This is a genomic window from Clostridium oryzae (assembly GCF_002029235.1).
Classification (GTDB): domain Bacteria; phylum Bacillota; class Clostridia; order Clostridiales; family Clostridiaceae; genus Clostridium_AE; species Clostridium_AE oryzae.
Map to the genome: position 1 here is coordinate 218,313 of NZ_MZGV01000001.1, position 15,986 is coordinate 234,298.

Consider the following 15,986-nt stretch of genomic DNA (forward strand, 5'->3'; position numbering starts at 1 on the left):
TGAGGAGATATGATGTAATGAGTAAAAGATATTTAACAGCAGAAAGTGTATGTGCTGGACATCCTGACAAACTATGCGACATCATAGCAGATAGCATTTTGGAAGCTTGCTTACGTAAAGATAGGGCATCAAGGGTGGCTTGCGAGGTTATGGCGACTAAAGGAAAAATTATCGTGGCGGGCGAGATCTCCTGCAGCGAGAAAGTGAACATTAGAGACATTGTAAAAACTGTACTGAAAGATGTGGGATACAATCCTCTAAAATTTTTGATTTATGTATATGTACATAATCAAAGTGTAGATATTGCGGCTGGTGTGAATACCGCACTAGAAGCACGAAATGGAATAAATGAACAGTACGGTTCAATAGGTGCCGGAGACCAGGGAACTATGTATGGTTATGCTACAAAGGAAACAAGAGAAATGCTTCCTCTCCCTCTTGTACTGTCTCACAGAATCGTAAAGAGACTGGATGATTGTCGCAAAGGAAAGCTGATCAAAGGGATTCTTCCCGATGGTAAAGCACAGGTAACAGTAGAATATGAGGACGACACTCCAGTGAGAATAAAGACGATTGTGATTTCTGTGCAGCATGATAAGAATAAAACACAGGAAGAACTTAAGGCGGATATTCTTAACAATGTCTTATGGCAATGCTTTGAGGATTTCCCTTTTGATGATGAAACAGAACTTCTCGTCAATCCATCTGGTCAGTTTGTTCTTGGTGGACCCGCTGCCGACACGGGTTTGACTGGAAGAAAAATCATGGTCGACACCTATGGAGGGCTTTCATCTCATGGAGGTGGTGCTCTTTGTGGTAAAGACCCAACCAAAGTTGACCGAAGCGGTGCTTACATGGCTCGGTATATTGCCAAGCATATTGTTTGGTGTGGTTATGCAAAGAAGTGTGAAGTGAGTATTTCCTATGCCATTGGTAAGGCAAATCCAGTAGCCTTTACTGTAAATACCCTTGGCACTGGAACTGTTTCTGATGAAATATTAACTATTGCAGCTCAGGAGACTTTCAACTTAAGACCTGCGGCCATCATTGAAAAACTACGTCTTAGAAATGTGGTTTATTCTGACACAGCGGCTTATGGTCACTTTAATAGTTGTCTGTTCCCGTGGGAGGATGTAAATAAATACAGTGAATTTAGAAAGGCGGTGGAAAAGTATGTTGATAGAGAAGATTAAAACGAAACAACTCATCCCCGCTGAATATAACCCAAGGAAGGATTTAAAACCGGGTGATCCGGAATATGAGAAACTTAAACGCTCCCTTGAGGAGTTTGGATATGTAGAACCCGTTATATGGAATAAGACCACAGGCAAAGTTATCGGAGGGCATCAACGCTTGAAAGTCCTGCTGAGTATGGACATGGATGAAATAGAATGCGTAGTTGTCGAAATGGATGAGCAAAAGGAAAAGGCTCTAAACATTGCACTAAATAAAATAAGTGGCGATTGGGATAAAGATAAATTGGCACTTCTCATTACAGACCTAAATGCTTCTGATTTTGATGTTTCTCTTACAGGATTTGACCCAGGAGAGTTGGAGGATCTTTTCAAAGATTCCCTTAAGGATAATATAAAAGAAGATGATTTCGATGTAGACAGCGAGCTGAAAAAGCCCGCTGTTTCGAATTTAGGGGATGTTTGGATACTCGGACAGCATCGATTAGTCTGCGGAGACAGTACAAAGAAAGACACCTTTGATGTCTTAATGGATGGGAAAGCTGCCAATCTGGTAGTTACGGACCCTCCATATAACGTCAACTATGAAGGCACTGCTGGAAAAATCAAAAATGACAATATGGCGAATGAAGCGTTCTATGATTTCCTGCTTGCGGCATTTCAAAACACCGAGGCAGCGATGGCAAAGGACGCTTCTATTTATGTATTCCATGCTGATACGGAAGGACTCAATTTTAGAAGAGCATTCTCCGATGCAGGATTTTATCTTTCTGGTACTTGTATATGGAAAAAGCAGTCCCTTGTTCTCGGTCGCTCTCCTTATCAGTGGCAACATGAACCTGTACTCTTTGGATGGAAAAGGAAAGGCAAGCATCTCTGGTATTCAGACCGTAAGCAGACCACCATCTGGGAGTTTGAGAAACCGAAGAAAAACGGCGACCACCCAACCATGAAACCAGTGGCACTTGTGGCATACCCCATTATGAATTCGAGCCTTAGTAACTGTATCGTGCTTGATCCCTTTGGAGGTTCAGGAAGTACACTGATTGCCTGTGAGCAGACAGATAGAATTTGTTACACCATTGAACTGGATGAAAAGTACTGCGATGTCATCGTGAAAAGGTATATTGAGCAAGTGGGAAATTCTGATGGTGTGTTTCTTTTAAGAGATGGATCGAAATTCAGATATTGTGACCTGCCGGAGGTGAATGAGGATGAGTAAATTGACACTCGGTTCACTCTTTGATGGCAGTGGTGGTTTTCCTTTAGGTAGTTTGCTTTGTGGCATCGAACCGTTATGGGCATCTGAAATTGAGCCGTTTCCTATACGGGTTACGACTAAACGCATCCCTCAGATGAAGCATTATGGGGATATAAACAAATTGAATGGTGCGGAGCTTCCGCCTGTAGATATCATAACTTTTGGCTCTCCCTGCACGGATATGAGTGTGGCGGGTAAAAGAGCTGGTTTGGATGGAGAGCAATCCGTCCTTTTTTATGAAGCAATCCGAATTATCAAGGAAATGAGGTGTAAGACCAATGGACAATATCCAAGATACGCAGTCTGGGAAAATGTCCCCGGCGCATTCTCGTCAAATAAAGGAGAGGACTTCAGGGCAGTCCTCGAAACGGTCATCAGCGTCAAAGAGCCGAACACCTCGGTGCCTTTACCTGAAAAAGGACGATGGCCTTACGCAGACTTCTATATGGGAGACGGATGGAGTGTGGCTTACCGAACTATCGATGCGCAATATTTCGGAGTCCCCCAACGTCGTCGTAGAATCTACCTTGTCGCAGATTTTGCAGACAGAAGTGCCGGAGAAATACTATTTGAGTCCGAAGGCATGCCAAGGAATTTTACGCCGAGCGGCAGCCCGTGGCAAAGAACTGCCGACAATGCTAAAAACTGCACTGGAAAAACAGGCGATAGCATAACTTGCCTAAATGACCAAGGCGGAAGAGTGATGTCTGTTTCGAAGGATATTACAGCAACACTTCGAGCAGAGGAACATGGCCATCAGCCTTGCGTAATGCAGTCAAGCGGATTTTGCACCGAACACAGTGCCAAGAGTAGAAGTGTAGGATATGAGGAAGAACGCTCCCCTACCCTTAGAGCAGGTGTTGTTCCAGGTACAGTCATGTCCTTTGAACCAGGTGCGGTTTCACGTATTGGTGGTCATACAGATGAAAATTTAAGTGGATCACTTCGTGCAAGCATGGGAGATAATCAAACAGCTGTTGTAATAGAAAACTATCCAACTGATAGCCGTGTAAAACTCTCAGAGGATAATAAAGTACAGACGCTTACCTCTCGGATGGGAACTGGTGGAGGGAATGTCCCCCTTGTTATGAACACTCCTAAAACGTTAAAAATCCGCTCCGGCTGTGAAGGCGGTGGCAAGGGTGCATTGATACAGGATGACAAGTCTGCAACTCTTGGATGCAATAATGATCAGACCGTTTTTGTGCCCACCGCATATGGCATCTGTTCTGATAAAAGCAATTCCATGCAGTCTAGCAATCCGCATAGCGGTATATATGAAGCGGATACTTCTCGGACCATTGATGCCAATGGGGGAAATCCGGGATGTAATCAAGGTGGTATTGCAGTGGTTGCTCTGCAAGGCTCGATGATTGGAAGAGAGGATAAAAACGGTCCCCAAGGAAGCGGTATAGATGAAGATGTTTCTTTTACGCTTAATACCGCTGATCGTCATGCTGTTGCCTATGCCATGACTACCGGAGCCTATGCACAGGTTGAAGAAGATAAAGCACCTACTCTATTGTCGAGAGATTATAAGGATGCCCCTGTTGTGACTCAGCCTTGTTACGGTATTGATAGGGCGGCTTTTAATCAAGGAAGGAATGCTCTATATAAACCTACTGTAGATGAAGAACAGCAACCTACGCTCACAGCAAAAGGTCCTGGAGCAGTGGCGCACCCAGCTTCGTTTTATCCTCAGATGAAAGCTGAAAGTCAATGCTACAGACAGGACGGTACATCAAATACGATTATCAATGGTACCAATCCAGGCTATCAAAATGGATTGGTTGAGCCGGACTATATTGTTCGAAGGCTTACACCAACGGAATGTGCAAGATTGCAAGGTTTTCCCGATGATTGGTGCGATGATCTTGGTACGGAAAATCCTACAGAAGATGAAATTTCATTCTGGACGGAGGTTTGGGAAACTCACCGCAAAATTATAGGTAAAAGCAAAAGGCCAAAAACAAGAAATCAGATTATAAAATGGCTTAACAATCCTCATTCCGATGCAGCTGAATATAAAATGTGGGGTAATGGCGTAGCACTTCCATGCGTTTGTTTTGTGCTGACTGGCATTGTGTTATCTACACAAAATACCGCCGATTAATGGAACCGTATTTTCTACAGAAAGATGCTCTAAATGACTTGATATTAACAGCTTTTAGAGTGATATATGTACGTACCGAAAATAGAAAGGCGGTATGAAAATGAAGATTAACTATAATGTTACGGGACCAAAAAGAAAAGCACTGGTTAACGCAATCAGCCAACAACTAAACGCCCCTGTAAAATATCTCGGAGCACCTACATTTGCATATGAGGTGGCAGACTACAATGTTAACAAAAACGGAGTTCTAAGCGGACCAGATAAAAAGGAACTGGTCGATGATCTATTGGGACTTCACGACTTCAAAGCAATTTCAGAAGAATTTGACGCACCACCTCCGAAAGCAGAAGCAAATGAAACGGAAGAATCTATCAATCTGATAATTCAAATGCCACGGGCAGATTTTACCGACACGGCAATCGAGAACCTAAAAGGATTGGTAGAGAGCAAAGCAACTCTAATAAAGAAAGCAATTGATACGGATTCCATTCCCATCATTGTAAATGAGGAATTTGTAGCATTCCCTTGGTTTCAAGGTGAGTGCTCCTCAGAGGAGGTTAAGGCATACACCCATTTTGTCATGGCACTTTGCGAAATGGCGAAAAAACAGACCCGTGTCAACTCCACCGAGAAATCAGTAGAGAATGAAAAATATGCTTTCCGTTGCTTCCTGCTAAGGCTTGGTTTTATCGGACCAGAATATAAGATGGAACGAAAGATTCTCCTTTCCAAGCTTTCAGGTAGCTCCGCTTTCAAAAGCGGAACGGCCAAGCAGGAGGTGAGTGAACAATGAATATCATTCACCCAGAAATGCTAAAGCAACTTAGAAGCTATTACACTCCAGGAACACGTGTGATGCTACTTAAAATGAACGACCCTTATACTAAACTTCAGCCTGGATCTAAAGGTACGGTTACTAGTGTTGATGACATAGGAACGATTCATGTCAGTTGGGATTCGGGTGGTTCCCTTGGAGTAGCCTTTGGTGAGGATTTATGCAAGAGAATCGAAGAGTAAACATGAATCGGAGGAGGTAATAAATGAATGAGATAATCAAAGAACAAATCCTTTCCATCCGAGAAAGTGGAGTCACAAATATGTTTGATGCAAACCGTGTCCAGTATGAAGCGAATGAACGAGGGTTTTATGAATTGGTAGTCTATTTAATAGACCATAAAATGGAATATGCTCATTTCATACTGACGGGGGAAGTGGATGAAAAGAAATAAATAAAATTTAACTAGGATAAGGAGAAGGGCTTCATCTATAGGATTGAGGCTCTTTTCTTTTGTCCTTTTTCATAAAAGGGGCGGTGTTGTGTTTATGCGGAAACTGAAGAAATATAAGCCGACCGCCTTTATAGCTGATGGGTCATATTACGATAACGATGCTGCTGATTACGCTGTAGCTTTTATCGAAGCACTTTCCCATACGAAAGGTTTATGGGCAGGTAAGCCTTTTGAACTTATCGATTGGCAGGAGCAAATAATCCGCGATTTATTCGGAATTTTAAAGCCAGATGGATATCGGCAGTTTAACACTGCTTATGTAGAGATTCCTAAAAAGATGGGAAAAAGCGAGCTTGCCGCAGCAATCGCACTTCTCCTTACATGCGGAGATGGTGAAGAACGGGCGGAGGTGTATGGTTGTGCCGCCGATCGCCAGCAGGCATCAATTGTATTTGAAGTAGCAGCCGATATGGTGCGGATGTGTCCGGCACTGAATAAACGAGTAAAGTTGCTTGCTTCAACTAAGCGATTGGTGTACCTGCCGACCAACAGCTTCTATCAGGTATTGTCGGCTGAAGCCTACTCCAAACACGGCTTCAATATACATGGTGTTGTTTTTGATGAACTTCATACTCAGCCAAACCGGAAATTATTTGACGTTATGACGAAAGGATCTGGGGATGCGAGGACCCAACCGCTATATTTTCTTATCACCACTGCGGGGACGGATACCCAGAGTATTTGCTACGAAACACACCAAAAAGCGGTTGATATTATTGAGGGCAGAAAATACGACCCTACTTTTTATCCTGTAATCTACGGGGCGAAAGAAGAGGATGATTGGACAGACCCAAAAGTGTGGAAGAAAGCAAATCCAAGCTTAGGAATTACGGTAGGGATTGACAAGGTGAGAGCTGCTTGTGAGAGTGCAAAGCAGAACCCAGCTGAGGAGAACAGCTTCCGGCAATTGCGCTTGAATCAGTGGGTTAAACAGTCTGTCCGTTGGATGCCAATGGCAAAATGGGATGCCTGTGCATTTCCAGTTATACCAGAAAGTCTTGAAGGGCGGGTGTGTTATGGAGGTCTTGACTTATCTTCTACAACAGATATTACAGCCTTTGTGTTGGTATTCCCACCAGAGGATGAAACAGATAAATACATTGTTCTTCCGTATTTTTGGATGCCGGAGGACAACATTGACCTCCGAGTCCGAAGAGACCATGTGCAATACGATCTTTGGGAGAAGCAAGGGTATATTCTAACCACAGAAGGCAATGTAGTGCATTACGGCTACATTGAGCGGTTTATTGAAGAACTGGACGAAAAGTATAACATTCGAGAAATTGCGTTTGACCGTTGGGGAGCTGTACAAATGGTTCAGAACCTTGAAGGATTAGGCTTTACTGTCGTTCCTTTCGGTCAAGGCTTTAAAGATATGTCACCACCAACCAAAGAACTGATGAAATTGACATTAGAAGAAAGAATAGCACACGGTGGGCATCCAGTGCTCCGTTGGATGATGGACAACATCTTTATAAAAACTGATCCGGCTGGCAACGTGAAGCCGGATAAAGAAAAAAGTACAGAAAAAATAGATGGTGCGGTAGCAACTATCATGGCACTTGATCGTGCTATTCGCTGTGGCTCAGGTAATAGTGGAGATTCGGTGTATGACGAGCGAGGTTTGATTATCTTTTAAACCTTAGTGGTTAGCACAATGTTTATATTCGGAGGTGATGCCTATGAATCTAATAAAAGGACTGTTTCGTTCAAGAGACAAACCGCAAAACCGTGTGGGCAGTGCATTTTCCTTCCTATTTGGTGGTACGTCATCTGGCAAAACAGTGAATGAGCGTACTGCAATGCAGGCAACAGCAGTATATGCCTGCGTAAGGATACTAGCTGAAGCGATTGCCGGACTGCCACTTCATGTATATAGATATCGTTCTGAAGGAAGTAAAGAAAAGATTCCTTTCCACCCGCTGTATTACCTTCTTCATGATGAACCAAATCCAGAGATGACTTCATTCGTGTTTCGAGAAACACTGATGAGTCATCTTTTACTTTGGGGAAATGCCTATGCACAGGTGGTCAGAAACGGTCGTGGGCAGGCAGTGGCTCTTTATCCCCTACTTCCTAACAAGATGGAAGTTAGTCGAGCAACAAACGGAGAGCTGGTCTATACCTACTATCGTGATACTGATGAAAGTGGCCTAAACCCAAAAGGTGGCTATGTCACACTCCGTAAAGATGAAGTTCTACACATACCTGGCTTAGGTTTTGATGGACTCATTGGCTATAGCCCAATCGCTATGGCGAAAAATGCAATTGGTATGTCGCTTGCTACTGAAGAGTACGGTGCGGCATTCTTTGCCAATGGTGCTAATCCCGGAGGTGTGCTGGAACACCCAGGAGTAATCAAAGATATACAGAGGGTCAAGGATAGTTGGAATAGTGCCTACCAAGGCACAGGCAATGCTCACAAAATTGCTGTGTTGGAAGAGGGCATGAAGTTCCAAGCCATTGGTATCCCGCCTGAACAGGCACAATTCCTAGAAACACGGAAATTCCAAATTAATGAGATTGCGAGGATTTTCCGAGTACCGCCCCATATGGTGGGAGATTTAGAGAAATCCAGTTTCTCCAATATTGAGCAGCAGTCTTTGGAGTTTGTAAAATACACCCTCGATCCGTGGGTGGTGCGATGGGAACAAAGTCTCCAGCAATCGCTTATTTTGCCTTCTGAGAAAACTTCACTGTTTATCAAGTTCAATTTGGACGGTCTGCTTCGTGGTGATTACCAAAGTCGTATGAATGGCTACGCTACAGGTCGTCAAAATGGCTGGATGTCAGCCAACGATATCCGTGAACTGGAGGACATGAACAGAATACCAGCTGAGGAAGGTGGCGATTTATATCTGGTTAACGGAAATATGACAAAACTGGCTGACGCAGGTGCGTTTGCCAAAACCGAAGGAGGTCAGTAAATGAGGAAGTTTTGGAACTGGGTGCGAGATTCTGATGAAGAACGTACCCTCTATTTAAATGGAGTGATATCCGAAGAAACGTGGTGGGGGGATGAGGTTACACCTAAGATTTTTAAAGATGAATTGCTGGCAGGCACCGGCGATATTACGGTGTGGATTAATTCCCCTGGTGGTGATGTGTTTGCAGCAGCTCAGATTTATAACATGCTGATGGAGTATACCGGAAAAGTAAATGTAAAGATTGATGGGCTTGCGGCAAGTGCGGCATCGGTTATTGCAATGGCAGGTGGAGATGTGTATATGTCCCCAGTTTCCATGCTTATGATTCATAACCCGTCAACTATTGCTATCGGTGACAGTGAGGAAATGCTACGAGCAAAAGCACTATTAGATGAAGTCAAGGAAAGTATTATTAATGCCTATGAGTTAAAGACGGGCCTTTCCCGAACAAAGCTCTCCCATCTGATGGATGCAGAATCATGGATGAATGCAAATAAAGCCATTGAACTAGGTTTTGCAGACAAGATCATGTTCATGGAAAGTGAAACACCGGATTTGACGGATAGTCTTATCTTTAGCAGGATGGCGGTTACTAACTCGCTTATTAGTAAACTACCAAAACAACCAAAACAGAAAACAGGTACACCCATCGAGTCGCTGGATAAGCGGCTTTCTTTAATTTTGCACTAATTTAAAGGAGGAAATAACAATGAGTAAAATTCTTGAATTGCGTGAGAAACGCGCTAAAGCTTGGGACGCAGCAAAGGCATTCCTTGATACAAAACGTGGTGGTGATGGACTGTTATCCGCCGAGGACACGACAACCTATGAAAAAATGGAAGCCGATGTGGTGGCTCTTGGTAAGGAAATTGAACGTTTGGAACGCCAAGCATCTATCGACTTGGAACTGTCGAAAGCAACCAGTAACCCAATTACCAATGAACCTACTAGAACTGGAGAGGAAAAGACCGGTCGTGCAAGTGCTGAATACAAAAGAGCTTTCTGGAATGCAATGCGTGACAATGTTAGCTATGAAGTAAGAAACGCTCTAAAGATTGGCACTGATTCTGAAGGCGGATTCCTTGTGCCAGATGAGTTTGAACGTACCCTAGTAGAAGCTCTAGAGGAAGAAAATATTTTCCGTAGATTGGCTAATGTAATCACTACATCTTCTGGTGACCGTAAGATTCCTGTTGTTGCAAGCAAAGGTACAGCAAGCTGGATAGATGAAGAAGGAGCTATCCCAGAAAGTGATGACAGCTTCGGTCAAGTATCCATCGGGGCCTATAAACTAGCGACAATGATTAAAGTCTCTGAGGAGCTACTAAACGATTCCGTGTTTAATCTCGAAAGCTACATCACAAGAGAATTTGCCCGTCGCATTGGTAACAAGGAGGAGGAAGCCTTCTTTGTAGGTGATGGAACAGGTAAGCCAACAGGGATTTTAAATGCCACAGGCGGCGGTCAAGTTGGTGTTACTGCGGCAAGTGCCACTGCCATTACTTTGGATGAGGTTTTAGATTTATTCTACAGCTTGAAAGCACCTTATCGTAATAAGGCAGCATTCGTAATGAATGATGCCACTATAAAAGCTATCCGTAAATTAAAAGACGGTAATGGCCAGTACCTATGGCAACCTTCCATCCAAGCGGGAACACCTGATACTATTCTTAACCGTCCGCTGTACACCTCATCCTATGTACCTACTATTGAAGCAGGTGCAAAGACTGTGGTATTCGGTGATTTTAGTTATTACTGGGTGGCAGACCGTCAAGGACGAGTATTCAAACGATTAAATGAACTCTTTGCTGTCACAGGTCAAGTAGGATTTATTGCTACTCAACGAGTTGATGGAAAGCTTATCTTGCCGGAGGCCGTTAAGGTACTCCAACAGAAAGCGTAACGGAGGTGCTTTATGAGTTATAACACGAAGAACTATACCGAACAAGGCGGAGAAAAAACTGTCATCGGCGGTGTTTTAGAAATTAAAGAGGGGGCCTCGGTTACGGGGCTTCCTATAGCAGAAAACCAGGCAGACAGCATAGCCACCGATGTTGCTGGTTTAGTTGCGGACTTCAATTCCCTGCTTGCCAAATTAAAGGCAGCGGGGCTTATGGAGACTGACTAAGGTGGAATGTAAAGGAGGTTGGTGGTATGGCAGTGGCAGATAATCTCTTGCCTAAAGTTAAAGCGAACTTAATTTTAGCACATGATCAGGATGATGCCCTCCTTATTGGATTTATCACTGCGGCAGTCTCCTATGCACAGAGCTATCAGCACGTTCCTGAAAACCATTATGAAACACATGCTATGCCTCCAACAACAGAACAAGCAGTGATCATGTTGTCGAGTCATTTCTATGAAAGTAGAGATGGCTCGACGGCAGGTTTCTTTGCTGATAGCGTACAGGCGGGACAACAAGTATGGAATACAGTGAACTTGCTTTTACGACTTGATCGAGAGTGGGGTGTTTAGTGTGAGCTTTGGGAAGATGAACACCTTTATCGATATCATTTACACGATACCCACAAAGGATAAGGAAGGCTTCGCCACAAAAGATGACAACATACTCGCAAGTGTACTTGCTTACAAGGAAGATCGGCATGGCAGTGAGCGATGGACGAATATGGCATCATTTTCATCTGCAACTTCCCTATTCAGGTTTAGAAAAATCTTCGGACTTAAGGTGACGAATGAAATGGTTATCGTCTGCGATGATGGCAGATATCAAATTTTAAGTGTTGAGGATGTAAGAAACCGAGGGATGTATGTCGAGGTTTTAGCCGAAAAGCTAGAACCAACTGTGAGGTGATGGATATGGCAAAAGCGAATATAAAGATGCCAGAAGAATTCCTTTTAAAGGTATCCCGATTAGCTGACCAGACCGATGTGATTCTTCCTAAGGTTTTGGAAGTTGGCGGTGAAGTGGTGCTGGATAAAGTCAAGGGAAATCTAAGTAAGGTGGTAGGCAAGGGCACGAAATATCCATCCAAAAGCACTGGCGAGTTGCTATCTTCATTAGGACTCTCGAGTGCAAAGCAGGATAGAAATGGTAACTTCAATGTAAAAGTTGGCTTTGCTGAGCCGCGATCTGATGGTGAGAGCAATGCTAAACTTGCCAGCATCATTGAATATGGCAAACATGGTCAGCCTGCAAAACCCTTCCTAAAGCCTGCGAGGAATTCATCTAGGAAACCTTGCATCAACGCAATGGTCGCCAAGCTGGAGGAGGAGATCGAGAAGATATGAATATTTTAGAGGAATTGAATACCCTTGTTTCCACTATATTGCTCCCCGTGGAAACTGGGGTTTTTTCAGGTTTGGCACCAGATGAGTATGTCGTGATTCTCCCTCTTTCGGATATTTTTGAAGTTCATGCGGATAACCGTCCAGGCTTTGATGTGCAGGAAGCGAGGATATCACTGTTCTCAAAAAATAACTACCTAGAGCGGAAAAGACAGCTCACAACGGCTTTAATAAATGCAGATTTTACTGTGACCGAACGAAGATATATCGGTCACGAGGATGATACTGGATATCATCATTATGCCATCGATGTGGCAAAAAACTATAGATTGGAGGAATAACACATGGCAACGATCGGTCTTGATAGACTGTACTATTCAAAAATAACCGAGGACACTAACGGTGAGGAAACTTATGCCCAACCTTCTGTACTTGCAAAAGCCATCACTGCTGAACTCTCGGTAGAACTGGTGGAAGCAATTCTGTATGCTGACGACGGAGCGGCTGAGGTTGTGAAAGATTTTAACAGTGGTACTCTCACTCTCGGTGTAGACGACATTGGTCCGACAGTCGCAGCGGATTTAACTGGTGCTTCTACAGATGATAACGGAGTATTAATCTCAGCCAGTGAAAACGTGGGTACACCCGTTGCAGTTGGGTTTCGTGCGCAAAGGGCTAATGGAACATACCGCTATTTTTGGTTGTATCGCGTTAAGTTTGGACTACCAGCAACCAACTTGCAGACAAAGGCTGATTCCATTACCTTTTCTACACCCACCATTGAGGGAACCGTTATGCGTAGAAATAAGCTGGATGGATTGGGCAAGCACCCATGGAAAGCGGAAGTTACAGAAGGTGATCCTGGTGTTTCATCGACCACCATAACAGGTTGGTTCACAGAGGTCTATGAACCTGTATATACACCTGAACCATAGGAGGAGAAATAATGGATAAGGATAGAAGTGCCTCAATCAACATAGGTGACAAAGAGTATGAACTGGTTTTAACTACACGTGCAACAAAGGCCATTGCGGGTCGTTACGGTGGTCTTGAAAACCTTGGAGAAAAGCTGATGAAATCAGAAAACTTCGAGATGGCACTGGACGAGATTGTTTGGCTAATTACATTGCTTGCAAACCAGTCCATTTTGATTCGTAATCTTAAGAATAAGAACGCACCAGAAGAATTGCTTACAGAGGAAGAAGTGGAGCTTCTTACTTCACCGCTTGACTTAGCGGCATATAAAACTGCAATTACCGAGGCAATGTTCAAAGGTACAAAGAGAAATGTGGAAAGTGAGGAGGAAACTCCAAAAAACGTGGAAGTCGGGTAACGGACGCTGAGGTCTTTACCCGGCTTCTTTATTATGGAACAGTCCAGATGGGCATGGAGGCAGAGGAATTCTGGCTTCTGCCAATTGGACTGTTTTTTGATTTATGGGCTTGCCATAAGCAGTGGCATGGCATTGAAAAGCCAAAGAAAACTCAGACCATTGACGATATTATCCCACTAGGCATATAGGAGGAGGTGAAGGGATGGCGGATAATTTTGGATTAAAAATAGGTGTCGAGGGTGAGCGAGAATTTAAGAAGGCACTCTCCGAAATCAATCAATCATTTAAGGTACTAGGTAGTGAAATGGCCCTTGTAACCAGTCAATTTGATAAAAACGATAAATCCATTCAATCGATTACGGCTCGAAATGCCGTTTTAAATAAAGAAATTGACGCACAGAAAGAAAAGATTTCTACCCTTAAGGCTGCCCTTGATAATGCCTCCTCCTCTTTCGGTGAAAATGACCGTCGTACCCAAAACTGGCAGATACAATTAAATAGGGCTCAGGCAGAACTGAACCTTATGGAACGTGAACTTGAGGAGTCTACAATTGAAGCGGATAATCTCGGTGAAGAGTTAGAGGATTCAGGTAAAAGTGCAGAGGATGCTGGTGGCAGGTTTGAAAAGCTTGGCGGTGTACTCAAGGGAATTGGTGTGGCGATGGGTGCGGTTGCCGTTGCCGCTGGAGCCGCGGCTATTAAGTTAGGTAAAGAGGTAGTTACTCAGTTCGGAGAATTAGAACAAAACCTAGGTGGATCGGAGGCGGTTTTTGGAGCATATGCTGCATCGATTCAGAAAACTGGTGAGGAAGCCTATAAAAATCTAGGTGTTTCCCAAAGTGAGTACCTTGCAACTGCCAACAAAATGGGCGCGTTATTCCAAGGTTCTGGTATACAGCAACAGAGAAGTCTTGAGCTAACTGAAAAGGCCATGCAACGTGCGGCAGACATGGCATCTGTTATGGGTATTGATATGTCCTCGGCATTGGAGGCAGTCACTGGGGCGGCAAAGGGTAACTTTGATATGATGGATAACTTAGGTGTTGCGATGAACGCTACAAACATCGAAGCCTATGCTCTCGCAAAGGGTCTGGATTTCACTTGGAATACTGCAACACAAGCGGAAAAAGCCGAAGTAGCAATGCAAATGTTCTTTGAGAACACAGAGCAGTATGCAGGTAACTTTGCAAAAGAATCAACCGAGACAATCTCCGGTTCTATTGGGTTACTACAGGCCGCACTTGGTTCATTTACAGCTGGACTCGGTAATGCCAATGCTGATATGACGAATCTGACTGAGAATCTTGTGGAGGCTTTCGAGGCAGTTGTAACTAATATCGTACCGGTCTTGGAAAATATCGTAGCCGCCTTACCAACAGCGACGGGCGCAATATTAGCAGCGGTTGCAGACTTGCTTCCAATGCTTCTTGAATTGGTTACAAATATTTTCACGCAAGTACTGGAAACAATTTTGAGCCTTTTACCCGAACTTATTCCAGCTGCGGTAAGTGCTCTAATGACGATTGTCGGTGCATTAATTGATAACCTTCCACTGCTGATAAATGCAGCAATCGAACTAGTAACAGCACTTGTGGATGGGATCGGAATAGCGTTACCACAACTCATCCCTGCCGCGGTTTCTGCTGTAATGCAGATTGTCCAAGGATTGATGGATAACCTACCACTCATTTTAGATGCCGCTTTGCAGTTGATTATAGGATTAGCACAGGGATTGGTAGATGCCATACCTCAGCTTACTTCTGCCTTACCTGTCATCATCAAAGCAATAGTGGATTTTATCATTAAATCTATTCCGCAGATTATTGAAGCGGGTATTCAATTATTGACCTCACTGGTTACAGCTTTGCCTACCATTATTACAGCAGTTGTGGAAGCAATTCCGCAAATTATCGATAGTATCATCAGTGCTGTTATTGGGTCGATTCCTTTGATTATTGATGCAGGTATCCGGCTTCTAATATCACTCATTCGGGCATTGCCACAGATTATTACTACTGTTGTAGGTGCTATTCCCAAGATTGTTAGCTCACTGGTGAATGCCATTATTGGTAACATCGATAAGATTATCTTAGCGGGTGTACAACTGTTTGTGGCACTGATTGCAAATCTACCGAGGATAATCGTGGAGATCATTAAAGCCGTACCGCAGATTATCTCTGGACTGGTTAGGGCATTTACTGGCTATATCGGTCAAATGGCACAAGTGGGCGGCAATTTGATTAAAGGTTTGTGGAAGGGTATTTCAGACGCAGGGGCTTGGCTATGGAATAAAATCTCTGGATTTTTCGGTAATGTGGTATCGAAGATTAAGAACTTCTTTGGTATCAAATCCCCCTCTGCTCTGTTTGCTGGAATTGGTCACAACATGGGTGAAGGTATCGGTGTAGGTTTTGAGGATGCAATGACAGCAGTCTCGAAGGATATGCAAAATGCAGTACCAACGACCTTTGATTTTAATTACAGAGGTGTATCTGGACAAGGCAATGCCAGGGGTTCAAGTATCACTCAAAATATTTCAGTTGTGACACCTAAAGCTCTATCAGAAAAAGAACTAGCACGGGAGTTTAAGAATCTATCCCGTAAACTGGCACTTGAATTGTAAA

The 15,986-nt window shown here is 43.7% G+C and carries 19 protein-coding genes; all 19 read left to right on the top strand.

The features are described from left to right. The first annotated feature begins 17 nt into the window (after positions 1-17). The 19 genes from metK (at position 18) to CLORY_RS00950 (ending at position 15,985) form a co-directional block, all read left to right on the top strand. Positions 18-1,193, top strand: coding sequence for a methionine adenosyltransferase (gene metK, locus CLORY_RS00865; RefSeq protein ID WP_139375936.1), 1,176 nt, complete (start codon positions 18-20; stop codon positions 1,191-1,193). Further along, a complete protein-coding gene (locus tag CLORY_RS00870; RefSeq protein WP_079421685.1) occupies positions 1,174-2,415 on the top strand; it encodes a site-specific DNA-methyltransferase in 1,242 nt (413 codons plus the stop codon). The genes metK and CLORY_RS00870 overlap by 20 nt, the downstream gene beginning before the upstream one ends. Further along, complete coding sequence (locus tag CLORY_RS00875; RefSeq protein ID WP_079421686.1) at positions 2,408-4,567, top strand: DNA cytosine methyltransferase; 2,160 nt, start codon at positions 2,408-2,410, stop codon at positions 4,565-4,567. Before CLORY_RS00870 ends, CLORY_RS00875 begins: the two co-directional genes overlap by 8 nt. A 100-nt stretch (positions 4,568-4,667) precedes the next feature. Continuing rightward, on the top strand, positions 4,668-5,360 hold the full coding sequence (locus CLORY_RS00880; RefSeq protein WP_079421687.1) for a virulence protein: 693 nt from the start codon (positions 4,668-4,670) through the stop codon (positions 5,358-5,360). Then, a complete protein-coding gene (locus tag CLORY_RS00885; RefSeq protein ID WP_055742201.1) occupies positions 5,357-5,584 on the top strand; it encodes a DUF4314 domain-containing protein in 228 nt (75 codons plus the stop codon). The genes CLORY_RS00880 and CLORY_RS00885 overlap by 4 nt, the downstream gene beginning before the upstream one ends. Positions 5,585-5,607: 23 nt before the next feature. Beyond that, on the top strand, positions 5,608-5,796 hold the full coding sequence (locus CLORY_RS00890; RefSeq protein WP_079421688.1) for a DUF5049 domain-containing protein: 189 nt from the start codon (positions 5,608-5,610) through the stop codon (positions 5,794-5,796). Positions 5,797-5,890: 94 nt separating this feature from the next. Continuing rightward, positions 5,891-7,495: a terminase large subunit gene (locus CLORY_RS00895; protein ID WP_079421689.1), complete on the top strand. Its 1,605-nt coding sequence runs from the start codon at positions 5,891-5,893 to the stop codon at positions 7,493-7,495. A gap of 43 nt (positions 7,496-7,538) precedes the next feature. Further along, positions 7,539-8,783, top strand: a complete 1,245-nt coding sequence (locus tag CLORY_RS00900) for a phage portal protein (protein WP_079421690.1) — start codon at positions 7,539-7,541, stop codon at positions 8,781-8,783. Beyond that, entirely contained in the window at positions 8,784-9,473 is a 690-nt protein-coding gene (locus CLORY_RS00905) for a head maturation protease, ClpP-related (protein ID WP_039236527.1), read from the top strand. It abuts the gene before it with no gap. 19 nt (positions 9,474-9,492) lie between these two features. After that, the gene (locus tag CLORY_RS00910) at positions 9,493-10,686 is read left to right on the top strand and encodes a phage major capsid protein (protein WP_079421691.1); all 1,194 of its coding nucleotides are present in this window, start codon (positions 9,493-9,495) and stop codon (positions 10,684-10,686) included. Between the two features lie 12 nt (positions 10,687-10,698). Continuing rightward, positions 10,699-10,911: a head fiber protein gene (locus CLORY_RS00915; RefSeq protein WP_079421692.1), complete on the top strand. Its 213-nt coding sequence runs from the start codon at positions 10,699-10,701 to the stop codon at positions 10,909-10,911. Positions 10,912-10,937: 26 nt separating this feature from the next. Beyond that, the gene (locus tag CLORY_RS00920; protein WP_063442158.1) at positions 10,938-11,258 is read left to right on the top strand and encodes a head-tail connector protein; all 321 of its coding nucleotides are present in this window, start codon (positions 10,938-10,940) and stop codon (positions 11,256-11,258) included. A 1-nt stretch (position 11,259) separates the two neighbouring features. Continuing rightward, on the top strand, positions 11,260-11,595 hold the full coding sequence (locus CLORY_RS00925) for a head-tail adaptor protein (RefSeq protein ID WP_079421693.1): 336 nt from the start codon (positions 11,260-11,262) through the stop codon (positions 11,593-11,595). 5 nt (positions 11,596-11,600) lie between these two features. Further along, positions 11,601-12,032: an HK97-gp10 family putative phage morphogenesis protein gene (locus CLORY_RS00930; protein ID WP_079421694.1), complete on the top strand. Its 432-nt coding sequence runs from the start codon at positions 11,601-11,603 to the stop codon at positions 12,030-12,032. Next, a complete protein-coding gene (locus CLORY_RS00935; protein WP_079421695.1) occupies positions 12,029-12,370 on the top strand; it encodes a hypothetical protein in 342 nt (113 codons plus the stop codon). Before CLORY_RS00930 ends, CLORY_RS00935 begins: the two co-directional genes overlap by 4 nt. A 3-nt stretch (positions 12,371-12,373) precedes the next feature. After that, a complete protein-coding gene (locus tag CLORY_RS00940) occupies positions 12,374-12,964 on the top strand; it encodes a major tail protein (RefSeq protein WP_035197483.1) in 591 nt (196 codons plus the stop codon). Between the two features lie 11 nt (positions 12,965-12,975). Beyond that, positions 12,976-13,362, top strand: a complete 387-nt coding sequence (locus CLORY_RS00945; RefSeq protein WP_035197482.1) for a hypothetical protein — start codon at positions 12,976-12,978, stop codon at positions 13,360-13,362. A 47-nt stretch (positions 13,363-13,409) separates the two neighbouring features. Then, on the top strand, positions 13,410-13,550 hold the full coding sequence (locus CLORY_RS23155; protein WP_000525096.1) for a hypothetical protein: 141 nt from the start codon (positions 13,410-13,412) through the stop codon (positions 13,548-13,550). Between the two features lie 14 nt (positions 13,551-13,564). After that, complete coding sequence (locus CLORY_RS00950) at positions 13,565-15,985, top strand: phage tail protein (protein WP_079421696.1); 2,421 nt, start codon at positions 13,565-13,567, stop codon at positions 15,983-15,985. Position 15,986 lies beyond the last annotated feature (1 nt).

Bases quoted from the DNA above. Each gene is read 5' to 3' on its own strand.
- metK (WP_139375936.1), top strand. From the start codon at position 18: ATGAGTAAAAGATATTTAACAGCAGAAAGTGTATGTGCTGGACATCCT.
- CLORY_RS00870 (WP_079421685.1), top strand. From the start codon at position 1,174: ATGTTGATAGAGAAGATTAAAACGAAACAACTCATCCCCGCTGAATAT.
- CLORY_RS00875 (WP_079421686.1), top strand. From the start codon at position 2,408: ATGAGTAAATTGACACTCGGTTCACTCTTTGATGGCAGTGGTGGTTTT.
- CLORY_RS00880 (WP_079421687.1), top strand. From the start codon at position 4,668: ATGAAGATTAACTATAATGTTACGGGACCAAAAAGAAAAGCACTGGTT.
- CLORY_RS00885 (WP_055742201.1), top strand. From the start codon at position 5,357: ATGAATATCATTCACCCAGAAATGCTAAAGCAACTTAGAAGCTATTAC.
- CLORY_RS00890 (WP_079421688.1), top strand. From the start codon at position 5,608: ATGAATGAGATAATCAAAGAACAAATCCTTTCCATCCGAGAAAGTGGA.
- CLORY_RS00895 (WP_079421689.1), top strand. From the start codon at position 5,891: ATGCGGAAACTGAAGAAATATAAGCCGACCGCCTTTATAGCTGATGGG.
- CLORY_RS00900 (WP_079421690.1), top strand. From the start codon at position 7,539: ATGAATCTAATAAAAGGACTGTTTCGTTCAAGAGACAAACCGCAAAAC.
- CLORY_RS00905 (WP_039236527.1), top strand. From the start codon at position 8,784: ATGAGGAAGTTTTGGAACTGGGTGCGAGATTCTGATGAAGAACGTACC.
- CLORY_RS00910 (WP_079421691.1), top strand. From the start codon at position 9,493: ATGAGTAAAATTCTTGAATTGCGTGAGAAACGCGCTAAAGCTTGGGAC.
- CLORY_RS00915 (WP_079421692.1), top strand. From the start codon at position 10,699: ATGAGTTATAACACGAAGAACTATACCGAACAAGGCGGAGAAAAAACT.
- CLORY_RS00920 (WP_063442158.1), top strand. From the start codon at position 10,938: ATGGCAGTGGCAGATAATCTCTTGCCTAAAGTTAAAGCGAACTTAATT.
- CLORY_RS00930 (WP_079421694.1), top strand. From the start codon at position 11,601: ATGGCAAAAGCGAATATAAAGATGCCAGAAGAATTCCTTTTAAAGGTA.
- CLORY_RS00935 (WP_079421695.1), top strand. From the start codon at position 12,029: ATGAATATTTTAGAGGAATTGAATACCCTTGTTTCCACTATATTGCTC.
- CLORY_RS00940 (WP_035197483.1), top strand. From the start codon at position 12,374: ATGGCAACGATCGGTCTTGATAGACTGTACTATTCAAAAATAACCGAG.
- CLORY_RS00945 (WP_035197482.1), top strand. From the start codon at position 12,976: ATGGATAAGGATAGAAGTGCCTCAATCAACATAGGTGACAAAGAGTAT.
- CLORY_RS23155 (WP_000525096.1), top strand. From the start codon at position 13,410: ATGGGCATGGAGGCAGAGGAATTCTGGCTTCTGCCAATTGGACTGTTT.
- CLORY_RS00950 (WP_079421696.1), top strand. From the start codon at position 13,565: ATGGCGGATAATTTTGGATTAAAAATAGGTGTCGAGGGTGAGCGAGAA.